General features: G+C 73.6%; 20 protein-coding genes. 8 read left to right on the forward strand and 12 right to left on the reverse strand.

The features are described from left to right. Window positions 1–804: 804 nt before the first annotated feature. The 3 genes from AB0D66_RS21050 (at window position 805) to AB0D66_RS21060 (ending at window position 4,700) form a co-directional block, all read left to right on the forward strand. Window positions 805–2,253 (forward strand): hypothetical protein, encoded by a 1,449-nt coding sequence (locus AB0D66_RS21050; RefSeq protein ID WP_362305435.1) that lies wholly within the window; start codon window positions 805–807, stop codon window positions 2,251–2,253. Between the two features lie 20 nt (window positions 2,254–2,273). After that, window positions 2,274–3,755: a hypothetical protein gene (locus AB0D66_RS21055; RefSeq protein WP_362305438.1), complete on the forward strand. Its 1,482-nt coding sequence runs from the start codon at window positions 2,274–2,276 to the stop codon at window positions 3,753–3,755. A 159-nt stretch (window positions 3,756–3,914) separates the two neighbouring features. Then, complete coding sequence (locus tag AB0D66_RS21060; RefSeq protein ID WP_362305441.1) at window positions 3,915–4,700, forward strand: lysophospholipid acyltransferase family protein; 786 nt, start codon at window positions 3,915–3,917, stop codon at window positions 4,698–4,700. Between the two features lie 184 nt (window positions 4,701–4,884). On the opposite strand, the gene AB0D66_RS21065 is transcribed toward AB0D66_RS21060, so the two are convergent. The 4 genes from AB0D66_RS21065 to AB0D66_RS21080 form a co-directional block, all read right to left on the reverse strand. Next, a complete protein-coding gene (locus tag AB0D66_RS21065) occupies window positions 4,885–5,508 on the reverse strand; it encodes an ATP-binding protein (protein ID WP_362305444.1) in 624 nt (207 codons plus the stop codon). A gap of 26 nt (window positions 5,509–5,534) precedes the next feature. Continuing rightward, window positions 5,535–6,560, reverse strand: coding sequence for a glycosyl hydrolase (locus AB0D66_RS21070; protein ID WP_362305447.1), 1,026 nt, complete (start codon window positions 6,558–6,560; stop codon window positions 5,535–5,537). Between the two features lie 422 nt (window positions 6,561–6,982). Further along, on the reverse strand, window positions 6,983–7,246 hold the full coding sequence (locus tag AB0D66_RS21075) for a hypothetical protein (RefSeq protein ID WP_362305450.1): 264 nt from the start codon (window positions 7,244–7,246) through the stop codon (window positions 6,983–6,985). Between the two features lie 36 nt (window positions 7,247–7,282). Beyond that, complete coding sequence (locus tag AB0D66_RS21080) at window positions 7,283–7,900, reverse strand: TIGR03086 family metal-binding protein (RefSeq protein ID WP_362305453.1); 618 nt, start codon at window positions 7,898–7,900, stop codon at window positions 7,283–7,285. A gap of 195 nt (window positions 7,901–8,095) precedes the next feature. Between AB0D66_RS21080 and AB0D66_RS21085 the strand changes: the two genes are divergently transcribed. Next, on the forward strand, window positions 8,096–8,401 hold the full coding sequence (locus AB0D66_RS21085; RefSeq protein WP_362305456.1) for a hypothetical protein: 306 nt from the start codon (window positions 8,096–8,098) through the stop codon (window positions 8,399–8,401). Between the two features lie 121 nt (window positions 8,402–8,522). Here the strand turns inward: AB0D66_RS21085 and AB0D66_RS21090 are convergent, their stop codons facing one another. Both AB0D66_RS21090 and AB0D66_RS21095 read right to left on the reverse strand, forming a co-directional pair. Beyond that, window positions 8,523–9,812 (reverse strand): cation:proton antiporter, encoded by a 1,290-nt coding sequence (locus tag AB0D66_RS21090; protein WP_362305459.1) that lies wholly within the window; start codon window positions 9,810–9,812, stop codon window positions 8,523–8,525. 594 nt (window positions 9,813–10,406) lie between these two features. After that, entirely contained in the window at window positions 10,407–10,958 is a 552-nt protein-coding gene (locus tag AB0D66_RS21095; protein ID WP_362305736.1) for a hypothetical protein, read from the reverse strand. 523 nt (window positions 10,959–11,481) lie between these two features. On the opposite strand from AB0D66_RS21095, the gene AB0D66_RS21100 reads away from it, so the two are divergent. Then, window positions 11,482–12,060, forward strand: coding sequence for an HPP family protein (locus tag AB0D66_RS21100; RefSeq protein WP_362305462.1), 579 nt, complete (start codon window positions 11,482–11,484; stop codon window positions 12,058–12,060). A gap of 97 nt (window positions 12,061–12,157) precedes the next feature. Further along, a complete protein-coding gene (locus AB0D66_RS21105) occupies window positions 12,158–13,201 on the forward strand; it encodes a sulfotransferase (RefSeq protein WP_362305465.1) in 1,044 nt (347 codons plus the stop codon). Between the two features lie 35 nt (window positions 13,202–13,236). Here the strand turns inward: AB0D66_RS21105 and AB0D66_RS21110 are convergent, their stop codons facing one another. Then, window positions 13,237–13,494 (reverse strand): DUF5133 domain-containing protein, encoded by a 258-nt coding sequence (locus AB0D66_RS21110; protein ID WP_362305468.1) that lies wholly within the window; start codon window positions 13,492–13,494, stop codon window positions 13,237–13,239. A gap of 205 nt (window positions 13,495–13,699) precedes the next feature. On the opposite strand from AB0D66_RS21110, the gene AB0D66_RS21115 reads away from it, so the two are divergent. Next, on the forward strand, window positions 13,700–14,152 hold the full coding sequence (locus tag AB0D66_RS21115; protein WP_362305470.1) for an SRPBCC family protein: 453 nt from the start codon (window positions 13,700–13,702) through the stop codon (window positions 14,150–14,152). Beyond that, window positions 14,145–15,734: an NAD(P)/FAD-dependent oxidoreductase gene (locus tag AB0D66_RS21120; RefSeq protein ID WP_362305473.1), complete on the forward strand. Its 1,590-nt coding sequence runs from the start codon at window positions 14,145–14,147 to the stop codon at window positions 15,732–15,734. The genes AB0D66_RS21115 and AB0D66_RS21120 overlap by 8 nt, the downstream gene beginning before the upstream one ends. 33 nt (window positions 15,735–15,767) lie before the next feature. Here AB0D66_RS21120 and AB0D66_RS21125 read toward each other — a convergent pair whose 3' ends face one another. The 5 genes from AB0D66_RS21125 to AB0D66_RS21145 all read right to left on the reverse strand — a co-directional run bounded on the left by AB0D66_RS21125 (window position 15,768) and on the right by AB0D66_RS21145 (window position 20,663). Next, window positions 15,768–16,196, reverse strand: a complete 429-nt coding sequence (locus AB0D66_RS21125; RefSeq protein ID WP_362305476.1) for a hypothetical protein — start codon at window positions 16,194–16,196, stop codon at window positions 15,768–15,770. A gap of 93 nt (window positions 16,197–16,289) precedes the next feature. Continuing rightward, complete coding sequence (locus AB0D66_RS21130) at window positions 16,290–16,529, reverse strand: hypothetical protein (RefSeq protein WP_362305479.1); 240 nt, start codon at window positions 16,527–16,529, stop codon at window positions 16,290–16,292. Window positions 16,530–16,595: 66 nt separating this feature from the next. Then, window positions 16,596–17,081 carry a DUF6328 family protein gene (locus AB0D66_RS21135; protein WP_362305482.1) on the reverse strand — a complete coding sequence of 162 codons (486 nt, stop codon included), beginning with the start codon at window positions 17,079–17,081 and terminating at the stop codon, window positions 16,596–16,598. A 221-nt stretch (window positions 17,082–17,302) separates the two neighbouring features. Continuing rightward, window positions 17,303–19,030 carry a thiamine pyrophosphate-dependent enzyme gene (locus AB0D66_RS21140; protein WP_362305485.1) on the reverse strand — a complete coding sequence of 576 codons (1,728 nt, stop codon included), beginning with the start codon at window positions 19,028–19,030 and terminating at the stop codon, window positions 17,303–17,305. Window positions 19,031–19,079: 49 nt separating this feature from the next. Further along, window positions 19,080–20,663 (reverse strand): FMN-binding glutamate synthase family protein, encoded by a 1,584-nt coding sequence (locus AB0D66_RS21145; protein WP_362305488.1) that lies wholly within the window; start codon window positions 20,661–20,663, stop codon window positions 19,080–19,082. Between the last annotated feature and the right edge of the window lie 13 nt (window positions 20,664–20,676).

A 20,676-nucleotide genomic window follows, 5' to 3' on the forward strand; every position in this document is an offset into this window, starting at 1 on the left:
CTTCTTCGAAGCGGCGATGCGGCGGATGACGGTGTGGGACACGGATTGACCTTCCGAAGGGGACAGGGACGGTCGCGGCACACCGAAGCGTGCGTAAGCCACTCACGCGGAGGAGAGGGGTTCGTCGGCGGGGGGTGAAGCACCCCGCTGCCTTGCGACTCATCCAGTTCTACAGACCCCCCGACCCCCTGGCAACGACCCCTCCTACTAGTGGACCTCGCAGCCGGGGTGCAACGGCCCCCGTCCGCCGGGGACGGCGTCCGCGCAGGTGGCGGCTGGTGTCAGGGGGTGTGCGGGGGACCTTCTGGGACCACTATCCCGGTTCGTATGTGACCTAGGTCCTGTGGGGCGGGTCACCGCCGAGGCGCCGGAATGTCACCTTCTGTGGTCGATTCATGCCTTTTGTCGGTGTGGTCCGGGCCACTCCCCGCCCCCGAATCGAAGGAAATCGGCACCCGGCAGCCCCGATCCCCGAGGCCGGCCGCCGCCGCGACGGGACGGCGGCACCACGAAGCCGGGGGCCGCCGGGGGGCCGCCGTCAACACCATGATCCGCCGCTCATCCTCCCGACCCGGCGGAATCTCGCGGGCCGGATCCGACGCGGCCCTGCCCCGCGGGCACCCGTGGAACCGGGCTCCGAGGGCCGTCGGCGCGGGCCGAGCGGGGTCCGGAGGCGGGGTCCGGAGGCGGGACGGCACCCGCCGGCGGCCTCACGCGTGCGCGAAGTGGATCTCTTTCGGTGCCAGCATGCCTGGCGAACAGGGGGCAGCGCGGTGGAACCGCACAGCGATGAGAGGGAGGACCGTGACGCTTCAGGCAGCCGATGAAGCAGTACAGCCCATTCCGGGGCAGAGCAGGCCGACCGTCCACCCGCTGGGCGCGGCTACCGGCGCCGGGTCCACGACGGCCGGCCCCGACGCGGAGCTGCTGGTCGCCGCGTCCGTGCTGCTGGCGGACGCGGCCCTCACCGCGAAGCGGGCCGGCGGGGACCTGACCGGGGCGTTGAGCAGCTGGCGGTTCGGCCTGGCCGCCCTGCGCCGTCCCGGGTGGGCGCTCGGTACGGCGGTGTCCTGCGCGAAGGCGCTGACCAGCCCGTCGGGGCTCGGCTTCGGTCCCAACGGCGGGCTCGTCGGGGAGCTGGCCCGGATGGCGGGGAACGTGACCTACCGCCGCCCGGCCGCGGTGACCATGGCGGTGGACGCCTTCGCGCTGCGGATCGAGGCAGCGGCGGTCGAGCACCCGAACCTCGACTCGGCACTGGCGAGGCGGCTCACCGACGCCATGGTGGCGGGAGACCGGTGGGAGGCGCTGAAGGCGCTGTACGCACTGGTCGAGCGGCTGGGTGTGACCCGGGCCCTGACGACCGTCAGCCCCGTGATCATGGAGCTGCTGGCGTTGCTGGGGCTGCTCGACGAGAACCCGGTCAACGACAGCTTCTCCTGGGTGACGCTCGCCGGCGGGGTGCCGGACACGGACCCCTTCTTCGGGCTGCCGAGTTCCGTGCTCCGCTACCTCAACCCCGGACCCGGACGGGCCGAGCGGACCGAGCCCGACGCCATCCTCGCGAAGGTGCTGAGGACCTCCCGCAACGACATCGTCAGCTACATCAACGACATCGGCGCACTCGGCAACCACGGGCTGGCCCTGCTCCGGCGCGTGGAGTGCGCCGACGGCCGCGTCAGGTTCGTACTGCTGCTGCCCGGTACGAGCTTCGGCCTGCCGAGCAACAGCACCCCGCAGGACCTGATCGGCGCCTTCGACGGGTGCCTGCGCTCCGACACCACCTACACCCGCGCCGCCGGCAAGCTGCTGCGTCGGGCGGGGCTGCCCGCCGGGGCCGAGCTGATGCTCGTCGGGCACAGCCTGGGCGGGCTGACGGCGATGAACCTGGCGATGGACGTGGAGCTGGCATCCACCTACCGGATCACGCACGTGGTCACGCTCGGCTCCCCCATCGACAACAAGCGCCCGGCCGACCACACCACCCAGGTGATCAGCCTGGTCAACAAGCACGACGTGATCCCCATGCTCGACGGGCGCGGTCCCGCCTCTCCCAACGACATCCCCGCCGCCTGGGTCGAGCTGACCTGGCTGGACGAGTCCTACGACTACCCCCTTTCGCACGCGCCGCAGGCGTACTCCGACACCCTCCGCGGGGACATGGCGCACCACCGGGACCGGGTGAACGAACTGATCAAGGTCTACGACGGTGAAGTCGTCGGGAACCAGCCGTACATGCTCCGCGACAAGTGACCACGAGGGAGACCCGACCCATGACCGAACCCGACGGCACGACCGCGACCGCGACGGCCACGGCGTCACGGCCGGAAGCGGCCTGGCCCCTGGAGAACATCCTGTTCAGCGCCGCGCTGGTGGCCCGGCGCCTGCCCTGGGCGGACCTGCCCGCGCGCACGCTCGGTCTGGAGGCCCTGACCCGTGAGGGGCTGACCCGCCGGCTGACGACGCACCTGCGGGGCGGCCGGGAGGGACGCCCGGTGCGGCTGCGCACCCCCTTCGGCACCTTCGTCGTGCCGCTGACCCGGGCCGGCGCCGAGGGCCTGCTGGCCGGTGCCGACGGCGCGGGGGCGCTGGGCCCCGCGTCCGGTCTGGCCGCCGACGGGCGCCGGTACACCCTGTCGCCGCACGCGGCGCCGGCGGGCGCCTGGGACGTGCCGGCGCGGGACGAGCTCGACGGGCTGACCGCCCGGGTGTCCGAGCAGCTGGTCCAGGTGCTCGCTGCCCGGCGGGAGGACGGCACCCTGGATCCGGCCCGATGGCACGACGGGATGCTGCGGCTGAGCCGGCACGTCGTGCTGGGTGCCGGCGCCGCGGAGGACACCTTGCTGAGCGAGCTGGTCTCGTCGGCGGGCGCCACGGGCGGCCGTAGGCACGAGGCGTCGCGGGCGGCGGCCGTGCGCCGGCGCCTGGAGCCGTACCTGGCGGACCCCGAGCCCGGCTCCCTCGCCGATCGGCTCACGGCCCGCGGCCAGGCAGACCCCGAGAGCCACCTGGCCGTCGCGCACGCGCTGGCCCTGGTGTCGACGGCCACCAGCGCGTCGGCGCTCCACGCCCTGGCGCTGCTGGGTGCGGGTGCGGGTGCGGGTGCGGCCGGCGCAGGGTCCGAGGAGGACCCGGACGCCGTGGCAGCGGCCCTGGACCGGTATCCGCCGCTGTCCGCCGTGGTGTATCCGGTCCGCGCGCCGTTCGAGGCCGACGGCGCGGCCCTCCGAGCCGGCGAGGAAGTCCTCTACCTCCCGGCGTTGTGGGGGGCGCGCGCCGGGGGCGCGCGCACGGACGCCTCCCGGTCGCTGTGTGCGAACCCGGCCGGGTGCGCGCTCGCGCGGTTCGCCGCGCTCGTCTGCGGCGCGGTCGTCCGCGGGATCACGGCCGAGGCGCGCCCCGTACTGCTCGCTCCGCGGTTCACCGCGGACCGGCTGCCGGACGTCCTCGATCCGCGCACCGTGGCCGTGGCCCTGACCGCGGCACCCGGGCCCGGGGCCGCTCAGGCCGGGCACGGTGCGTCGTCCGCCGGGCCGGCGGGCGCCGCGCCGCTCTCCGGGTACGGCGTGCTGGGGCACGCCGGCGCGGACCGGCTGGAGGGGCACGCCGAGAGCCTCGCCGCCTGCGCGGCCGACACCGGCTGGAACGGGAGCGAGGCCGGCGAACGGTTCCGCATGGTCCTCCTGTCCCACGCCGACCGGTGTGCGAGGGCGGCAGCCGACGTACGGAGTGCCGCGCGGCGGCTGTCGGGCTGAACCCGGACGCGGACGCCGCTCCGCCCCGGCCTCGAACGAAAGAATTCACGCGGTTGTATCGCGAGCGGCCGTGATCAACAGACCGCAGAGCCGTTGAACCGGCGGAAACCGTGTCGCCGACACCTGGTCGTCCGACGTGCGATGTGACAGTGAGGTCCGATGGTGAAGGACAGCGTGGCCGAGATGATCAAAGCGACGGGGGCGGAATTCAGCTCCGTCAAACGGTTGCTCGGCGAAGCCGGCGGTGTGGCGTGGGACCGCCTCCTCGACTGGCTCGTCGACGACTACTTCCGGGTGGTCGCGCTCGGCCTGGAGAACATCCCCGCCGAGGGCCCGGCCGTGATCGCCGTCAACCACTCCGGCGCCTGGGGGCTCGACGCGTTCGTACTGGACAAGGTCCTGGGCCGCGCCCTGGACCGCCGGGTCCGATTCCTCGCGGCCCCCTTCGTCTTCCGCACCCCCATCCTGGGGCAGCACGCCCGCCGCAACGGTGCGCTGCCCATCGGTCCCACGGCCGGCGTCGACCACCTCAACGCGGGGCGGCTCGTGGGGGTGTACCCGGAGGGCATCGCCGGCCTGGAGAAACCGTTCACCGAGCGGTACCGCCTGCGCTCCTTCAGCCCGGGTTTCGCGGTCGCCGCCATCCGCTCCGGTGCGCCGGTGGTACCCGTGGGAATCGTGGGCGCGGAAGAGGCCTGCCCGAAGCTGGGCGAGGTGCCGACCCTCGCCCGGATCCTCGGTGTGCCGTACTTCCCGGTCACCACGCCCTTCCCGCTGCCGTCCAACTGGACGATCACCATCGGGGAGCCGATCCCGGCGCCGGCCCGGCCGGACGGCCTGGCCGCCCGCCGGGACGCCGCCCGGGGGCTCAGCGAGACCACGCGCAGCGCCGTCCAGGAGCTGATCGACCGTGAGCTGGCCGAGCGGGAGACCCTGTTCGACTGAATCCCGTCGGCGCGCGGCACGGCAGGAGGACGGGCTCAGCGAGCCCGCGGACCTGCCGCGCGCCTGCGTTCGAGCCAGACGCCCAGCCGGACGGCGGGGTCCTCGACCGCGCTGACCTCGACCGGGCCCTGGACCGCCTCGCGGAGGTCCTGACCCGGCCCGTCACGGCGGTGACCGGGCCCGGTCACCGCCTCCGGTCTTCGATGCGAACCTCCAACTGCGGCCAGTGCGCGGCCAGGAGCGCGAGCCCGGCGGCGGCCGGCCCGGTCAGCGGCCCGACCGACCCGCCCGGCCGGAAGTGGACCAGCGTCCCGGTCGTGCCGTCGGCCTCCACGGGCTCGAGACCGGTGACGGGGACGCCGTGTTCGTAGCGCTGGGTCCAGGAGCCGTCGAGGCGGTGGTTGGTGTGGACGAGCCACTCGCTGAGCGCGGCCACCACGGACATGCCGCGCCGGGGGTGGCCGTCGGGCAGCACCTGGGCCTGCGGGAAGTCGAAGAACCGGAGGTCCTTCGTCGCCATGACCGGTTTCCGCACGCTCCGGCCGTGCCCGTCCACGCGGGTGTCGGTGCCCCGACCGTCGTCCCGGACGGACAGGGAGCCGTCGGGATGGAGGACGACGACGCAGCTTCCCCCGCCCCTGCCGGAGGCCTCGTCGGCGGCGTAGGCCAGGACTTCGAGGAGCAGGTGCCGGGCTCCCTCCGGAGAGAACTCCGCGGGAGTGCGCCGGATATGCGCCAGATGCTCCGCGTCGACGACACCGGCCCAGTCGTGTGTCGTGTTGGTCCAGGAAGCTCGCGATACGTCCATGGGGCCGATTGTCCCATCGACCGCGGTCAGTCCGGAGGGCGGAGCCCGGCGGCCCAGCGGCCGTCCTGTGATGAGGACAGGAACTCCTGGAAGACCTCGGCGGAGCGCGGGTTCTCGTCGCACTGCCACACACCGTGCGGGCAGTAGTCGGTGATGCTGTGGTAAAGCGGCCGGTGCTCGGCGATCCAGCCCAGCATGTCCCGCATGTACTCGGGGTTGTCGCCGTTGCGGAACAGCCCCCACTCGGGGTACGAGATCAGCTTGCGATGCGCCTTCGCGAAGTCGACCTGCTGGCGGAGCCCGTAGGGCTGGGTGACCTGTTCGTCGAAGGAGTGGCCGGGCGGCTGGTCGTAGGAGTCCATGCCGATGATGTCGACCACGTCGTCCCCGGGGTAGCACTTGGTCCAGGCGATCGCGTCGCCGCCGCGGTTGGGGGCGAAGTCGAAGCGGAACCGCTGGCCCTTCACCGTGCGCATGGCGCCCACGATGCGCCGCCAGTACCTCTTCCAGTTCTCGGGGTCGGGCCGGCAGCGGTGGGTGTAGTTGAAGCCGTTCATCTCCCAGCCGAGCACGATCACGGTGTCCGGCACCCCGAGGGCCACCAGCCGCTTGGCCAGCCGCTGGAAGTGGTGGTCGTTCTGGCCCCGCGCGCCGGCGCGGATCAGCTCGGCGACCCGGGCGTCGGGGACGCCTGCCTCGTTGCGCTCCTGCATGGGCACGTTCAGGACGAACAGCCGATCGGCCCGCTCCTTGCGCCAGCGTGCCCAGCTGTGCAGGGAATCGGGCGCACCCTCGATGTTGGCCCAGGTGTCGCCGGGCAGGTAGGTGTGCCCTGCGCGCAGCTCCGTACCGCCCAGCCAGTGCGAGAGTTCCTCCATCCTGTCGACGCCGGGCGAGCCGTAGTGCAGGTAGGCGCCCACCGCGACCTCGGTCCGGGCGTCACCGCCGGCGGCCTGTCGCGGCGGCGGGGCGAGGGCGCCCCCGGTGACGAGCAGGCCGACGGCGACCGTGCTCATGCAGGCGCCCGTTATCCAGCGACCTCGTTGGGACATGGGGTCTCCACAAGCCTCGCGAACGAATGTGTCTGTCTGCGACGGTAGGCACCTCCTGCGACTCGCGGCCTGTCCGGTGTCCCGATGCTGGGCCATTCGCGGCAGCGGGCCGCCCTCGGCTTGGCCCGGCCGGGTGGCGGTCCCCGGCCGCGCCTGGGCCGATTCGGCGGGCGCGTGCTTCCATGAAGGCGTGGAGGGCATCACCCGGCGCCTCCTGACGAAGGGCTGAGCGCCGTACGCGCCCAGGGAGTGTGCCGTACTCGATCAGGGGGTGCGCCGTACGCGATCAGCGGGTGCGCCGTACGCGGCAGGGGATGCACACCCGGCACCCGTTCGGCGGCACCCTGCCGGGGAGGCACCGGGAGGCGGAGCGGCGGCCCAAGGGCCCGGGGCCGGCCCGGGCGGACGTCCAGGTTGCCTGCCTACTGGCCGGACAGCCGCTGCCTGACCAGGAATTCGGCGTGGTCGGACAGCTCGGCGCGCCGGCTCTGCACCCTCGCGATCTCCGCCTCCCGTCGCAGCGCCAACTCGGTCCGCAGCACCGTGGGCCTCGGGACCGGTACCCGCTGGCCGGGCTTCTCCGTGAACGGCCTCAGCTCCTCGGCGACCGCCTGGGCGCCGCCCGATGCCCCGCGCCGCAGGGCGAGGAACACCCGGGTCAGCCAGTCCGCGGGGATCTGCACCATGAAATCAGTCATGCTCGTGCAACGACGGGACACTGGTCACGTATCGCTGGACAGCTCGTCCGGCCCAGCAGCGGTCCACTCCGGGTCGCGCCCGCTCAGACCGACGGTCCGGTCCAGCAGCGGGGCGCCGTCCGGTAGGGGTACGACGGGGCCGAAGATCTCCCCGCGGCCCTCGTCCTCGACGCTCGCCAGCAGGAAGGCGTGCGAGGCGTGCAGCGCGGCCTGGTCGGGTGCGTACTCCTGGCCGGTGGCCCGGGCCAGGTCCCAGCCGTGGACCACCAGTTCGTCGACGCACACCGCGCCCGCGATGTCCCCGGGCAGGTCCACGCCGCCTGCGCGGGTCATGCCGGTCCAGGCGGCCGGATCCTCCCAGGCCTCGGCCAGTTCACCGAGGACGCGGGGCAGTGCCTCGCGCCAGTCGGCGGGCAGGGTGGGCGCGTCCTCGCCGGGCTCCGTGTCCGTGGTGGAGCCCAGGTCCTTGCGGGCGGCGTCACGGAAGGCGATGGCCAGGCCGGTGATGTGGCCCAGCAGATGGCCGACCGCGTAGTCCGGGCAGGGCGTCGGGTCGTCGAGCCGGGCGTCCGGGACGCCCGCCGCGAGACGGGCCACGATCCGGGTTTGTGGTCCGAGGTCGATGGTGGTCGTGTCGGTCATCTGGCGCTCCTCCGGGACGATGGGCCTGAAGGGTAGACCGGCGGCGGTGCCCGATCTCATCGCCACACGGACCGCGGATTCCTCCGAGCGGATGATCGGGCACCTCTCCGCCGGACCTGGGTATCCGCGGGGTGGACGACGGCCTGGACGTACCCGCTGCGCCCGCCGCAGCCTCGAACGGAAGGCGCACCACCCATGACCCATGACACCGCACCGGCGAACGTCCCGCACGAGCCCACCCCCGAGGAGCGGAGCGCCCGCGACCGGGTGCGCCGACGGGCCGAGGGCATGACGCACCACCAGACCGCCGAGGCGCTGGAGGCCGCCGAAGGGGCCGCGGGCGACCTGGAGACGGCGGACGAGGGGACGCGCGCGGAGGTGGCGGAGTGGCAGCGCATCACCGACCTGCTCTTCGACCACGGTGGCCCGTACACGCCGGAGGCCGACGCCTTCGTACAGGGGCAGCTCACCGCCCGCGCGAACCGGCGGTCCTCCCGCTGAGCGAGGTGGACCCCGGTCCCCCGGCCGGCAACGGCCGCGGCCGCACGCCGTCGGGCGGGGCCGTCACCGGTCGGTGACGGCCCCGCCCGTCGGGCACCTGCCCTCCCGGGCCGGCGGATGGCTAGAGGCTCGTGCGTACCGCTCCCGCCGTGCGCTCGGCCGCGGCCGGCGCCTCGGGGGCCTCGAACCCCTTGGGCCGCTCGCCGTCCGTCGGCCGGCCGAGGAACCAGGTCAGCAGCGGGCCGGCCATGGCGGTCGTGACCACGGCCATGACGACCATGAGCGAGTAGAGGCCCTGGGAGAGGAAGCCCAGTTGCAGGCCCACGTTGAGGACGATGAGCTCGGTCAGGCCGCGCGTGTTCATCAGCGCGGCGAGCGCGGCAGACTGCCGCACCGGCATCCGGTTCAGCCGGGCGGCGACGTACGCGCCCGTGAACTTGCCTCCGACGGCCACCAGGAGGATCAGCGCCAGGGCGCCCAGCCCGCTCATGTCCAGCTCCGAGAGGTCGACCTTGAGTCCGGCGACCAGGAAGAACACCGGCAGCAGCAGGGTGCCGTTCATCTCCCCGAGCCGGTCGTGCACCTCGGAGCGGAGCCGCTCGGTACCGGTACGCGGGAGGACCACGCCGAAGAGGAACGCGCCGAAGATGTAGTGCAGGCCCACCCATTCGGTGACGGCGGCGGACAGCAGCAGCCCGGCGACGACGCACGCGAACACGGTCGGGGTGAGGCGCAGTTCCGGCCGGCGCTCGACGAAGCGCCGCAGCATGGGCCGCAGGACGAAGAGCATGCCCAGCAGGTACGGGATGGCGAGCAGGATGCGCCACTCGTCCGAGCCGGCCGATCCGCTCATGGCGACCACGGCGGCGAGCACGGTCCACGCGAGGACGTCGTCGATGGAGGCGCAGGCCAGGGCGACCGCGCCCAGCGGGGTGCGGGTCATCTTCCGGTCGGTGAGGATACGGGCGAGCACCGGGAAGGCGGTGATCGACATGGCGATGCCCATGAACAGCATGAACGCGGTCTGGTCGTCGGTGCCGTACTCGTCCATCAGATAGAGCGCCAGCACCATGCCGAAGCCGAACGGCACCAGGATGGAGCTGAACGATACGGAGGTGGCAAGGCTTCCGCTGCCGCGTATCAGCTTGGCGTCCCATTCCAGGCCGACGATGAACATGAAGACGGCGACGCCGACCGCGGCCAGCGCGCCCAGCAGGGGCCTGATGGATCCGGGGAAGAGGGCGTCGGATATCGCCCCGTGGAACAGGGTCGGGCCCAGCGCGATGCCGGCGAGGACCTCACCGATCACCGGAGGCTGGCCGAGTCGTCGGGCCAGCGCACCGAGTACGCGTGCCAGGATCACGATCACGGCGAGGCCGAGGAGGAGTGACGTGGTCTGATGCATGGTCATACGGTCGGTCTCCGTAAGTCAGGGTCTGTCCCCCCGGAGGCCGCCGAGGCGGTCCCCGGACTCCGGTCGAAGTACCTCGGAGTGGCAGCAGTTCGCGGGACTGCTCGAGACTCTGCACCTTCTCGAAGGAGCGGTGGTCCAGTCCCGCCGGAGGATCATTCGAGAACCGGGGGGTGGAACGGGCCCTGACGCCGGGGAAGGCTGCGCATCCGGCGATGGTGACCTCTCCTCAGAACCTGTGGGGGGAGAGGGTGTTTGACGGAGGGAAGCCGGGTTAGACGCGTGGATACCGGAAGCTGCCGCCCGCGGGTCGGGGGCTTCCGGAGCGGGCCTCGGCCGCGGGGCGTACCTCCCCCGGCGTCGTGCGGCCGGCCCGCCCGCACGACGGGCTGCCGCCCGGCTCCGTACGGAACCCGGCCGGTCCGGGTCCCCGGCGCCCTACCGGCCGGGAACCCGGGCCGCGCCCGGCGCACCCCCGACGACGGCGCTCGTACCGCCGTCCCCGGGCAACGGGTCCGACGGCAGCAGCCCGGCACTCGCACGCCGCACCACGCCGCCCGCACCGCACGCCCCGCAGCCCGCACGGAGCACGCTTCAGCGGGTGCGCCGGGGGCCGCCGCGGTGCGGGCGGCGGCGGGCGACGGCTTCCGGAGCGGCCTCGGGTGAGGAGAAGCCGCCCGCCACGGCCGCTCGGGCCGGAACCGGTGCGGCGGGGACGTGCGCAGCGGGAGCCGAGGCCGCGTCAGGCCGGGCAGCCGTCGGACCGCCCTGGGCACGGCCGAGGACGGCGGTGTGGGAGATCAGGGGCGCGCAGCCCTGGCAGATCTCGGCGAGGGTCCAGACCTGGCCGACGGCCGGGTTGTGGATGAGGACGAGGAGCGGGGCGCCGGTACAGGAGGCTCTGGTGTCCTCGTGGAAGCCGCATTCGGCGGCCCGGCAGGCACACGCGGCGTGCGGGCGCACGGTGGCGAGCCGGCCGTGGGCGCGTGCGTGCTCGGCGGCGAACCGCCGCATGGCCGCGGTGTCCTTGGAGCGGGGCGGCATGCGGCACGCCTCGGTGCTGCAGCTGACGGAGACGGTGTGGTCGCCGTGGCCGGTCAGACGGACGATCCAGGTCCGCCCGGGGACACGGGATCCGGGAATCATGGTCAAGGCAGAGTTGTCCGTTCACATATGCGGTGGATTGCCCGCTGTTTGACGAGTCTCAGGCAGGAGACGGTGAGTTGCACGCGACGTCGGCCCCGACCCCGGCCCCGGTGAGGGCACCGGCAGGTGCGGCGGCCCGGTCATGAGGAGAAGCGCACCCCAGACGAGGAAGCAGTTGGCGAACACGCCCTGAAGTCTTTGTCGCACGCCGTCCAGCAGGTGTCAACAACGCGCCGTACCCGTACCCGTCGGTCGTGCCGCGCGTTGACCCGGGCGTTTGAGCGGCGGTCCGTTCACGAACACCGCCCGGACGTTCTCCGGCCGGCCGCCCGGCACGGTCCGGTGGACCGTCCCGCCCGGCCGAGGACCCTCGCGGAGCCGTCGGGCACCGGACGGATAGGGTCGTAGCGGACGTCCCCGGCCGACACCCGCCCCGGGCCACGCCCGCCTCGGCACCACCCTCGCCCCGGCGCCCTCCTGTCCTGCCCCGGCCCGCCGGCCGCCCGTCCCGGAAATGTCGCACATGAGTACCGACGCGGCGCTGCGTCCGCAGCCCACGCCCGCCCCGGCCGACACCGCCCCCTCGGACCCCGCCGCGCCGCGCCGGCGCCCGAGGGGATCCGCCCGGGCCCCGGCCAGGCCGACCCCCGCGGCGGCCCTGCACAGCATCGGTGCGGCGACCGCCGTCCTGCTGGCCCTCGTCGCGATCGGCGCGATGATCCACGAACCGGTGCTGATACCCCCGCTGGCCGCCAGCGCCGCCTTGGTCCACAGCGCCCCGACCCTGCCGCTCGCCCAGCCGCGCAGCGTCGTCCTCGGCCACCTGGTGGGCAGTGTCGCCGGCTACGCGGTACTCGCGGCGGCCGGCAGCAGCGCGTGGGCCGCGGCCGCGGCGGCCGGTGTCACGCTGGCTCTGAACATGGCCGCCCGCACCCCGCATTCCCCGGCCGTCGCCACCGCCGTGATCATCGTGCTCCAGACCCCCGCGCCCGGCCGTTTCATCCCGCTCCTCCTCGGTTCGGCGGTCCTGCTGGTCCTCACCGGGTACGCCGCTTCCCGCGTGCGCCGCAAGGCACCGAGGTACCCGGCCTATTGGTGGTGAGCAGGCGGAGCCGAGGAGTCGGGCGGCCGTGTACGGGGAAGTCTGCCGGCATCGGTACAGGCATCGGTACGGACCGTCGTCGAAGGAGACTGCCGGCATGCGCACGCTGACGTTCGTTGTGGGTACGGGCCGCAGTGGGTCGACCGCGCTGTCGGGCATCGTCAACGCGCATCCGGACGTGCTCAGCCTGAACGAGCTGCTGTCGTCGGTGCAGAGCCGCGGCTTCCCGGCGGGCTCCCTGGGGGGCCCGGAGTTCTGGCGGCTGCTGGCCGACCCCAATCCGGTGTTCGAGCGGATGATCCGCAGCGGGGTCCCGATGCCCGAGTTCGTGTACACCCGCCGCCCCGGACGCTTCGCGACCGACACCACCGGTATCCCCGCCCTGTCCCTGATGGTGCTTCCGCACCTGACCGACGACCCGGACGGCCTGTTCGACGAGCTGGAGAAGGAGGTGTGCGGCTGGCCGGAGCGGACAGCCGTCGGCCACTACGAGGCTCTGTTCTGCCTGCTGTGCACGCGCTTCGGGCGCAGCGCGGTGGTGGAGCGGTCGGGCTATTCACTGGAACGGGTGCCGCTGCTGCGCACCGCCTTCCCGCAGGCCCGCTTCGTGCACCTGTTCAGGGACGGGCCGGACTGCGCGCTGTCCATGAGCCGGCACACGGGCTACCGGCTGATCTTCCTGCTGCGGGACATCCTCGTCCGGACCGGCGCCGCACGCGTCGAGGACCTGACCGAGGACCAGGTCCGGTCCCTGCCGCCCGAGCTGTCGCAGCTGCTGGCCGAGCGTTTCGATTCCGCGCTGGTCCTGAACCGCGACCTGCCGTCGGCCGGATTCGCGGCGCTGTGGTCGGACATCATCGTCCGGGGGGTGGCCGGCCTCGGCGAGGTGCCCGCGCCGCTGCGGACCACGCTCTCCTACGAGGACCTCCTCGACGGGCCCCGCGAGGAGCTGACGCGCCTGGCCGGGTTCATCGGCGTCGAGCCGCTCCCCCGGTGGCTCGACGCCGGTGTCGCGCGCTTGGACGGCAGCCGGCGCGGCGCGTCCCGCCGCCTGCCCGCGGCCGAGCTGGCGGCGCTGCGCGAGTGCTGCGAACCCGGCACCCGCGCGCTGGCGGGCGCCCGGGGCGACGCCCGGGGATAGGGGACGGGCGCGCCGCCCGGGCCGGGGCCGCCGGGTCAGGCGGGCGTGCGGTGCCGGGTGGCCGACCGGGGGCCGAGGATGGAGTCGTCGAAGGTCCGCGCGCCGGGGAGCCGGTAGCGGGCCGCGGTCAGGGCGGCGTGCACGTCCGAGGTGCCCGTCGCGACGCACAGCGTGGCCGCCACGTCCTGCAGCCGGCCGTGGGCTTCGGGGCTCCCGCTCTCGGCGCTCAGGACCGACAGGGCCCAGTAGCGTTCGACGAGGCCGGAGAGTACAGCCGGATGGGCCATGAGCATGAGCGGTTCCTTTCGCGATTCCGGTCGCACGTGGTCATCGGCTGCCCCTGATCGCAGTGCCTACACCCCCCGCCCGTTGCACGGCCCCGGTCCGGCCCCGTGGCCGCGGTGAGATGCGCGGCGGTTCGGGTGCGCGCACCATGACTGTGACACCGGCCCCGAGCGCGAGCGTCCGTACGGGGCGCCCCGGCAGGAGGACCCCCTCATGGCTGTCCGGCACCAGTTGATCCGGCGTCCCCCGCACGCGGTGTGGGCGGTGCTCGCCGACCCCGCGCGGTACGGGCAGTGGGTGGTGGGCCCGTCCGAGTCCACGCCCCTCGAGGGCGCCTGGCCGGAGGTCGGTTCCCGGCTGCGCTACACGCTGCGGCTGGGTCCCTGGTCGACCGAGGGGGTGACGACCGTCCGCCACCGGGAACCCGGCAGGGAGCTGGAGCTGGAGGCCGCCTTCAAGGCGCTGGGGACCGCGCGTATCTTCCTGCAGCTCCGGCCGTGGGGCGAGGAGACCCTCGTCGTCTGTGACGAGCACCCGCTGCGCGGCATCGGCGCGGCGCTCCACAACTCGGCGAGCGAAGCGCTCCTCCAGCTCCGCCACCGCGGCATGCTGGCCCGCCTGGCCCGGGTCGTGGAGCAGGACCGCGAGGGGGCCCGCCGTGCCTGACGCGGTGGTCATCGGGGCGGGCCCGAACGGCCTGGTGGCGGCGAACCTCCTGGCCGACGCCGGCTGGAGCGTGGAGGTCCTGGAGGCGCAGCCGGAGCCCGGCGGGGCGGTCCGCAGCGACCGGGGCGTCCATCCCGACTACGTCTCGGACGTCTTCAGCGCCTTCTACCCGCTCGCCGCCGCCTCCCCCGTCATCGCCCGTCTCGACCTCGCCGCCGAGGGCCTGCGGTGGAGCCACGCCCCGTCCGTGCTGGCCCACCCGCTGCGCGACGGGAGGTGCGCGGTGCTGGAGCGCGGCGTGGACGGTACGGCGGCCGGGCTGGCGGAGTTCGACGGGGCGGACGGGGACGCCTGGCGGGACATGTACGACGTGTGGCGGCGGGTCGGCCCGGCCCTGGTGCAAGGCCTGTTCACCCCCTTCCCCCCGGTCCGCGCCGGCCTGCGCCTGGCGGCCCGGCTCCGCACCTCGGGCGGGCTGCGGCTGGCCCGGAAACTGACCCTGCCCGTGCGCCGGCTGGGTGAGGAGGAGTTCCGGGGCGAGGGCGGGCGGCTCCTGCTGGCCGGCAACGCCCTGCACGCCGACCTGGCCCCCGAGGCCGCGGGCAGCGGCGGATTCGGCTGGCTGATGTCGATGCTCGGACAGAGCCACGGCTTCCCCGTCCCGGTCGGCGGGGCCGGCGCCCTGACCGCGGCGCTCGTGAGCCGTCTGCAGCGCCGCGGAGGGGTCGTGCGCTGTGGGGAGCGCGTGGTGTCCGTCGTCGTCCGGGGCGGGGTGGCCGTGGCGGTGCGGACGGCCGGCGGGGAGACCGTCGGCGCGCGGCGCGCCGTGCTGGCGGACGTGTCCGCGCTGTCCCTCTACCGCGACCTCGTGGGCGGGGAACACCTGCCGAACCGCCTCCTGCGGGACCTCGAGTGCTTCCAGTGGGACTTCTCGACGTTCAAGGTCGACTGGGCGCTGACCGGCCCGGTGCCGTGGTCCGCGCCCCAGGCGTCCGCGGCGGGGACGGTCCACGTGGCCGACGGCATGGACGGGCTGACCCGGTTCGCCTCGCAGATCGCCATGGGCCAGGTGCCCGACGAGCCGTTCGCCCTGTTCGGCCAGATGACCACGGCGGACCCGAGCCGCTCGCCGGCCGGCACGGAATCGGCGTGGGCCTACACCCACCTGCCGCAGCGCATCGTCTCCGACGCCGGGTCCGACCGCATCACGGGCCGCTGGGACGCCCGGGAGCAGGAGGCGATGGCCGACCGCGTCGAAGCACAGGTGGAGCGGTTCGCGCCCGGCTTCCGCAAGCTGATCGCAGCCCGCCGCATCCTGGCCCCGACCACGCTCCAGGCAATGGACGAGAACCTCCACAACGGGGCCCTCAACAACGGCACCGCCGCCCTCCACCAGCAGGCGTTCTTCCGGCCGGTGCCCGGCACCGGCAGGCCCGAGACACCCGTCAGGCACCTCTACCTCGCCTCCGCGGCCGCCCACCCGGGCGGCGGCGTGCACGGCGCGCCGGGGGCGAACGCCGCCCGGGCGGCCCTGCGACCCCACGGGCTGCACATGCTGCTCCACCGCGCCCAGCGCCTCTGAGGGCCGTCGGCGCACTCCGGGGCGGGGGTGTGGTCAGAGGTCGGCGCGCGCGGCGGACTGCGCGGCGCGCAGGGCGACGTTGGCCGCGTCCTCCACGAGCGGCGCGACCGGCCGGTCACCGCCGGTCAGGGTCCAGCCGCACAGTGCTGCCCAGGTCAGGGACGCCGTGGCGGCCATGGCGCGCTCGGAGCGGCGGGCCAGGAAGGTGCCGAAGAGCAGCGCGTCCGCCGCGTCGACCGCGACCCGGCACAGGACGGCCGTACGCAGCGCCGCGCCTTCGGGGACGCTCACCATCGCGGCGCCGATGACCGCGTCCCGGACTCCCAGGGCGCGGATCAGCAGTGCCGAGGAGCCCTGTTCGGACAGGCCGCAGGGGCGTGCCAGCAGCCCGGGGCGCCAGGCGACCGCCACTCCTGATGCGAGGGTGGCCGCGCCCATCGCCCTGGCCTGTGCGGTACGCATGCAGATCACTCCTTTCGCCGGACCGCGGCCACGGATGGGGGCTGCGGGCGGAACAGGCCCGTGCGGGGCCGGCAGGCCTGCTCGAGGCCCCTGTCAGTGGTCTTCGCCGCCCGAGGGACGGCTGCCGTCGGGGTCCGGCCGGGCCTGCTCCTCGCGGCCGATACCGGGGCGCGAGCGCTTGGCCTCATGGCCTCCGGCATCCGCCTCGTCCGCGCCCGAGCGCGGGACGACGGCTTCGTCCGCCTGCTGCCGGGCTTCGCGGTCCCCGCTCTCCCCGACCGCCTCGGACGGGGTGGTGCGCGGGTGACGCCGGGACTTGTCGTGCGCCGTCATGTCGGCCTCCTCCGGTGGTGGTCTCCAGCGACTACCCCGCCGCTTCGCTCTCAGACGGTCCGGCCGTCAGTTCTCGGTGGTGTCGCGGATCCGCGCCCACAGCGGCAGCGCGAACCAGCACAGCAGGTACCAGGCCAGTACGCCGCCCACGAGCCACGGCACCAAGGCGTTGTGGGTCGCGACCCGCAGCACGAGGAAGAGGGCCGCGGTGCAGGTGGCCAGCAGCAGGACGAGGCCCGTCAGGGTCATGCGCCCGGCCCAGGCGACCGCCTCGGGTTTGATGCGGCGGCCGGTGACGATGCGGTGGAGGGCGACCGGTCCGATCAGGGCGCCCGTCGCCAGGGATCCCAGCACCACCGTCACGATGTAGATCGTCTTGTCGGTCTGCGCGAGACCGTGGAATACGGGGGTGAACGCGACCGTGAGCAGGAATCCGAAGAGGATCTGGACGCCGGTCTGGGCGACGCGTATCTCCTGGATCAGCTCCTGCCACTGCCGGTCCGCGCGTTCGTCCACGGTCTCGTTCCGGCCGTCCGCGCCGGCGTCCCGCATGTCGGCTTCCTGGACGCCGGTATTTCTCGCGTGTGGCTCCGTGGTCGTCATCGGGGTGCCCCTCCCTGAAGTGCTTCGCGTCCGTAGGGGCGGCGGGGCGTTCCCGCCGCCCTGCAACGCCCGTGCTCCCGCCGGGCGTTGCCTGCCCGGCGGGGTACCGCGCGGTTACCCCGCAACGGGCCGGTCACACGTGCGAAGCCGGAACACCCGGGCGGGTCCGGTCAGCCTTCCCGGCTCGGGAGGATCTCCCTGACCTTGGCGATGGCGAAGCCCCAGCCCTGGCTGACGGTCGGCTTCCCGGGCACGGCCACCTCGTCGGGGTTGGTCAGGACGTCCAGCAGGACCGGCCCCGGGGTCTCCAGCGCCCTGCGCACACTGTCGTGGAGGTCGGCCGGGTCGGTGACGCGCATACCGGTGATGCCGAGTGCGGTCGCGACGGCCGCGAAATCGGGGTTGTCGAGTTCGGTGCCGAACTCGGGCAGGCCGGCCTGCTCCTGTTCGAGCTTGACCATGCCCAGGCGCCGGTTGTCGAAGACGACCAGTTTCACCGGCAGCCGGTACGTCTTGATCGTCATGAGGTCGCCCAGCAGCATGCTCAGGCCGCCGTCGCCGCAGAAGGCGACGATCTGGCGGTCGGGCGCCCAGAGCTGCGCCCCGAGGGCCTGGGGCATGGCATTGGCCATCGAGCCGAGGTTGTACGAGCCGATCAGGCGCCGGCTGCCGCGCATCGTGACGAAGCGGGAGAGCCAGACGGTCGCCATCCCGGTGTCGGAGGTGAACACGGCGTCGTCGGCGGCGTACGCGTCCACCGCGGCGGCCAGGGCCTCCGGGCGGATCTGGTGGTCCCTGTTGTCCAGGGCCGCCCGCAGCCTGCCGGCCCAGCGGCGTTCGTGGGCCGGGTCGGCCAGCCGCTGCTGTCCTTCCTGCCACTGCGCGAACCGGTCCCGGGCGTCCTCCAGGTGCGTGCGGTCGGGCGTCTCCTTCAGGAGCGGCAGCAGGGCCCGCAGCGTCGCCCCCACGTCCCCGGACAGACCCACGTCCACGGGCACCCGGCGGCCCAGGTTCTCCTCGCGGGTGTCGATCTGGACGACCTTGCAGTCCTTCGGGTACCAGTCGCGGTACGGGAAGTCGGTGCCCAGCATCAGGAGCGCGTCGCCGTGGTCGAGCGCGTGGGAGGCGGCGGGGTTGCCGATCAGCCCGGTCTGGCCCACCTGGAATTCGTTGCCGTCCTCGAAGCCCTCCTTCGCCTTGAGGGTGAGCACCATGGGCGCGGCGAGGAGCTCGGCGGTACGGAGCACCTCGGCGCGGGCGTCGCGGGCTCCGCGGCCGACGAGCAGGGTGACGCGGGAGGCGGAGTTGAGGAGTTCGGCCGCCTCGGCGAGGGCCGGATCGTCGGGGCGGGTGACGGCGCGGTCGAGGGCGAACCGGGTGGGGCGGTCCTCGCTCAGCTCCTGGTCACCCAGGTCTCCGGGCACGGTCAGGACCGCCACCCCGCCCTGGCTGACGGCCGCGCGCACGGCGGACTCCAGCATCCGGGGCATCTGCTCCGGGGAGGTGACGGTGGCGCGGTAGACGGCCACGTCGCGGAAGAGCAGGTCGTTGTCGACTTCCTGGAAGTAGTCGCTGCCGATTTCGGCGAGGGGCACCTGACCGCAGATGGCGAGGACGGGGGCCCGGCTCTTGGCGGCGTCGTAGAGACCGTTCAGGAGGTGTACGGAGCCCGGTCCCACCGTGCCCATGCAGACCCCGAGGGTGCCGGAGAGCTGGGACTGCGCTCCGGCGGCGAAGGCCGCGGCCTCCTCGTGCCGGCAGCCGACCCAGTCCAGGCCGTCGGTGGTGCGGATCGCGTCGGTCAGCGGGTTCAGGGCGTCTCCGACGACGCCGAAGACGTGCTGCACGCCCAGTTCCTTGAGCGAGTCGACGATGACGTGGGCGACGGTACGTGCCACAGGAAGTGCCCCTTCGGTCCGGTGCGGCCCCGCGGTGCGGTGGCCGTGTTCAGTGCGTGAAGCGGTCCGGGTCGGCCGCCTGCCAGTCGCATGCCCAGTCGGCGGGCGCCGATGCGAGCAGCTGTCCCGGGGTGAGCCAGGTGTGGAGTTCGGCGTAGGAGCGGACGGTGTGCGGATCGACCCGGTGGAGCAGCATGTGGGGGCCCAGCCCGCGCGGGTCGTCGACCCCCATCGAGGCCATGATCTGGAGCGCGCTCTTGACCGTGGCCTCCTGGTAGCGCCGTACGCGCTGTGACTTGTCGGTGACGTCGACGGCGCGGGCGCGCCGCTCGTCCTGCGTGGCGACGCCGACGGGGCAGGTGTTGGTGTGGCAGCGCTGGGCCTGGATGCAGCCGATCGCGAACATCATGGCGCGGGCGGCGTTGGTGTAGTCGGCTCCCTGGAGGAGGCGTTTGACGAGGTCGCTTCCGGTGGCGACCTTGCCGCTGGCCCCGACGCGGACGCGGTCGCGCAGCCCGCAGCCCACGAGGGCGTTGTGCACGGCCATCAGTCCTTCGCCCAGGGGCAGGCCGACGTTGTCCACGAACTCGAGCGGCGCCGCGCCCGTGCCGCCCTCCGCGCCGTCGACGACGATGAAGTCCGGGGTGCAGCCCTCCTCCAGCATGGCCTTGCACACGGCCAGGAACTCACGGCGCGATCCGACGCACAGTTTGAACCCGACGGGCTTGCCGTCGGCGAGCTCGCGCATGCGGGCCAGGAAGCGCACCAGCTCGCGGGGGGTGGAGTACACGCGGTGGAAGGGCGGCGAGAGGACGCTGCGACCCTGCGGGACGCCGCGGACCTCGGCGATCTCCGCGTTCACCTTGGCGCCCGGCAGGACGCCTCCCATGCCGGGCTTGGCTCCCTGACTGATCTTCAGCAGTACGCACTTCACCTGCTCGTACGCCGCCTTCTCGGCGAACTTCCGCTCGTCGAAGCCGCCTTCGTCGGTCCGGCAGCCGAAGTAGCCGGTGCCGATCTCCCAGACCAGGTCCCCGCCGGGGCGCAGGTGGTAGTCCGAGAGGCCGCCCTCGCCGGTGTCGTGGGCGAAGCCGCCCAGCCGTGCTCCGGTGTTGAGGGCGAGTACGGCATTGGCCGACAGCGAGCCGAAGCTCATCGCCGAGATGTTGAGCAGGGCCATGTCGTAGGGCCGGGTGCAGTCGGGGCCGCCGATGCGGACCCGCGGCGGGTCGGTGCTCACCGGCCGGGGGGCCATGGAAGGGACGAGGTATTCGCTGCCGGACCGGTAGAGGTCGAGTTCGGTGCCGAAGGGCTCCTCCGCGTCGGTGCCCTTGGCGCGTTCGTAGACGATGCTGCGGGTGTCGCGGTCGAAGGGGCGGCCGTCGAAGTTCCGCTCGATGAAGTACTGCTGGAGCTCGGGCCGCAGCGCCTCCATCGCGAAGCGGAGGTGTCCGAACACCGGGTAGTTCCGCAGGACGGAGTGCTGTCGTTGCACGAGGTCGTGGACGGCCACCAGCGTGAGCAGGAGCAGGGGGACGGCCGCCGCCGACCACCAGGGCGAGGCCAGGACGGTGGCGAGCGCGGCGCCCGCCGCGAGCAGGCCGAGGACGGCGACCACAAGTATTTTCAGCACATCGCGCTTGTGT

Origin of the sequence: Streptomyces sp. NPDC048270, from assembly GCF_040652335.1 — a bacterium.
In the GTDB taxonomy this organism is placed as follows: Bacteria; Actinomycetota; Actinomycetes; order Streptomycetales; family Streptomycetaceae; genus Streptomyces.

Bases quoted from the DNA above. Each gene is read 5' to 3' on its own strand.
- AB0D66_RS21055 (WP_362305438.1), top strand. From the start codon at position 2,274: ATGACCGAACCCGACGGCACGACCGCGACCGCGACGGCCACGGCGTCA.
- AB0D66_RS21060 (WP_362305441.1), top strand. From the start codon at position 3,915: ATGGTGAAGGACAGCGTGGCCGAGATGATCAAAGCGACGGGGGCGGAA.
- AB0D66_RS21065 (WP_362305444.1), bottom strand. From the start codon at position 5,508: ATGGACGTATCGCGAGCTTCCTGGACCAACACGACACACGACTGGGCC.
- AB0D66_RS21070 (WP_362305447.1), bottom strand. From the start codon at position 6,560: ATGTCCCAACGAGGTCGCTGGATAACGGGCGCCTGCATGAGCACGGTC.
- AB0D66_RS21075 (WP_362305450.1), bottom strand. From the start codon at position 7,246: ATGGTGCAGATCCCCGCGGACTGGCTGACCCGGGTGTTCCTCGCCCTG.
- AB0D66_RS21080 (WP_362305453.1), bottom strand. From the start codon at position 7,900: ATGACCGACACGACCACCATCGACCTCGGACCACAAACCCGGATCGTG.
- AB0D66_RS21085 (WP_362305456.1), top strand. From the start codon at position 8,096: ATGACCCATGACACCGCACCGGCGAACGTCCCGCACGAGCCCACCCCC.
- AB0D66_RS21090 (WP_362305459.1), bottom strand. From the start codon at position 9,812: ATGACCATGCATCAGACCACGTCACTCCTCCTCGGCCTCGCCGTGATC.
- AB0D66_RS21095 (WP_362305736.1), bottom strand. From the start codon at position 10,958: ATGATTCCCGGATCCCGTGTCCCCGGGCGGACCTGGATCGTCCGTCTG.
- AB0D66_RS21100 (WP_362305462.1), top strand. From the start codon at position 11,482: ATGAGTACCGACGCGGCGCTGCGTCCGCAGCCCACGCCCGCCCCGGCC.
- AB0D66_RS21105 (WP_362305465.1), top strand. From the start codon at position 12,158: ATGCGCACGCTGACGTTCGTTGTGGGTACGGGCCGCAGTGGGTCGACC.
- AB0D66_RS21110 (WP_362305468.1), bottom strand. From the start codon at position 13,494: ATGCTCATGGCCCATCCGGCTGTACTCTCCGGCCTCGTCGAACGCTAC.
- AB0D66_RS21115 (WP_362305470.1), top strand. From the start codon at position 13,700: ATGGCTGTCCGGCACCAGTTGATCCGGCGTCCCCCGCACGCGGTGTGG.
- AB0D66_RS21125 (WP_362305476.1), bottom strand. From the start codon at position 16,196: ATGCGTACCGCACAGGCCAGGGCGATGGGCGCGGCCACCCTCGCATCA.
- AB0D66_RS21130 (WP_362305479.1), bottom strand. From the start codon at position 16,529: ATGACGGCGCACGACAAGTCCCGGCGTCACCCGCGCACCACCCCGTCC.
- AB0D66_RS21135 (WP_362305482.1), bottom strand. From the start codon at position 17,081: ATGCGGGACGCCGGCGCGGACGGCCGGAACGAGACCGTGGACGAACGC.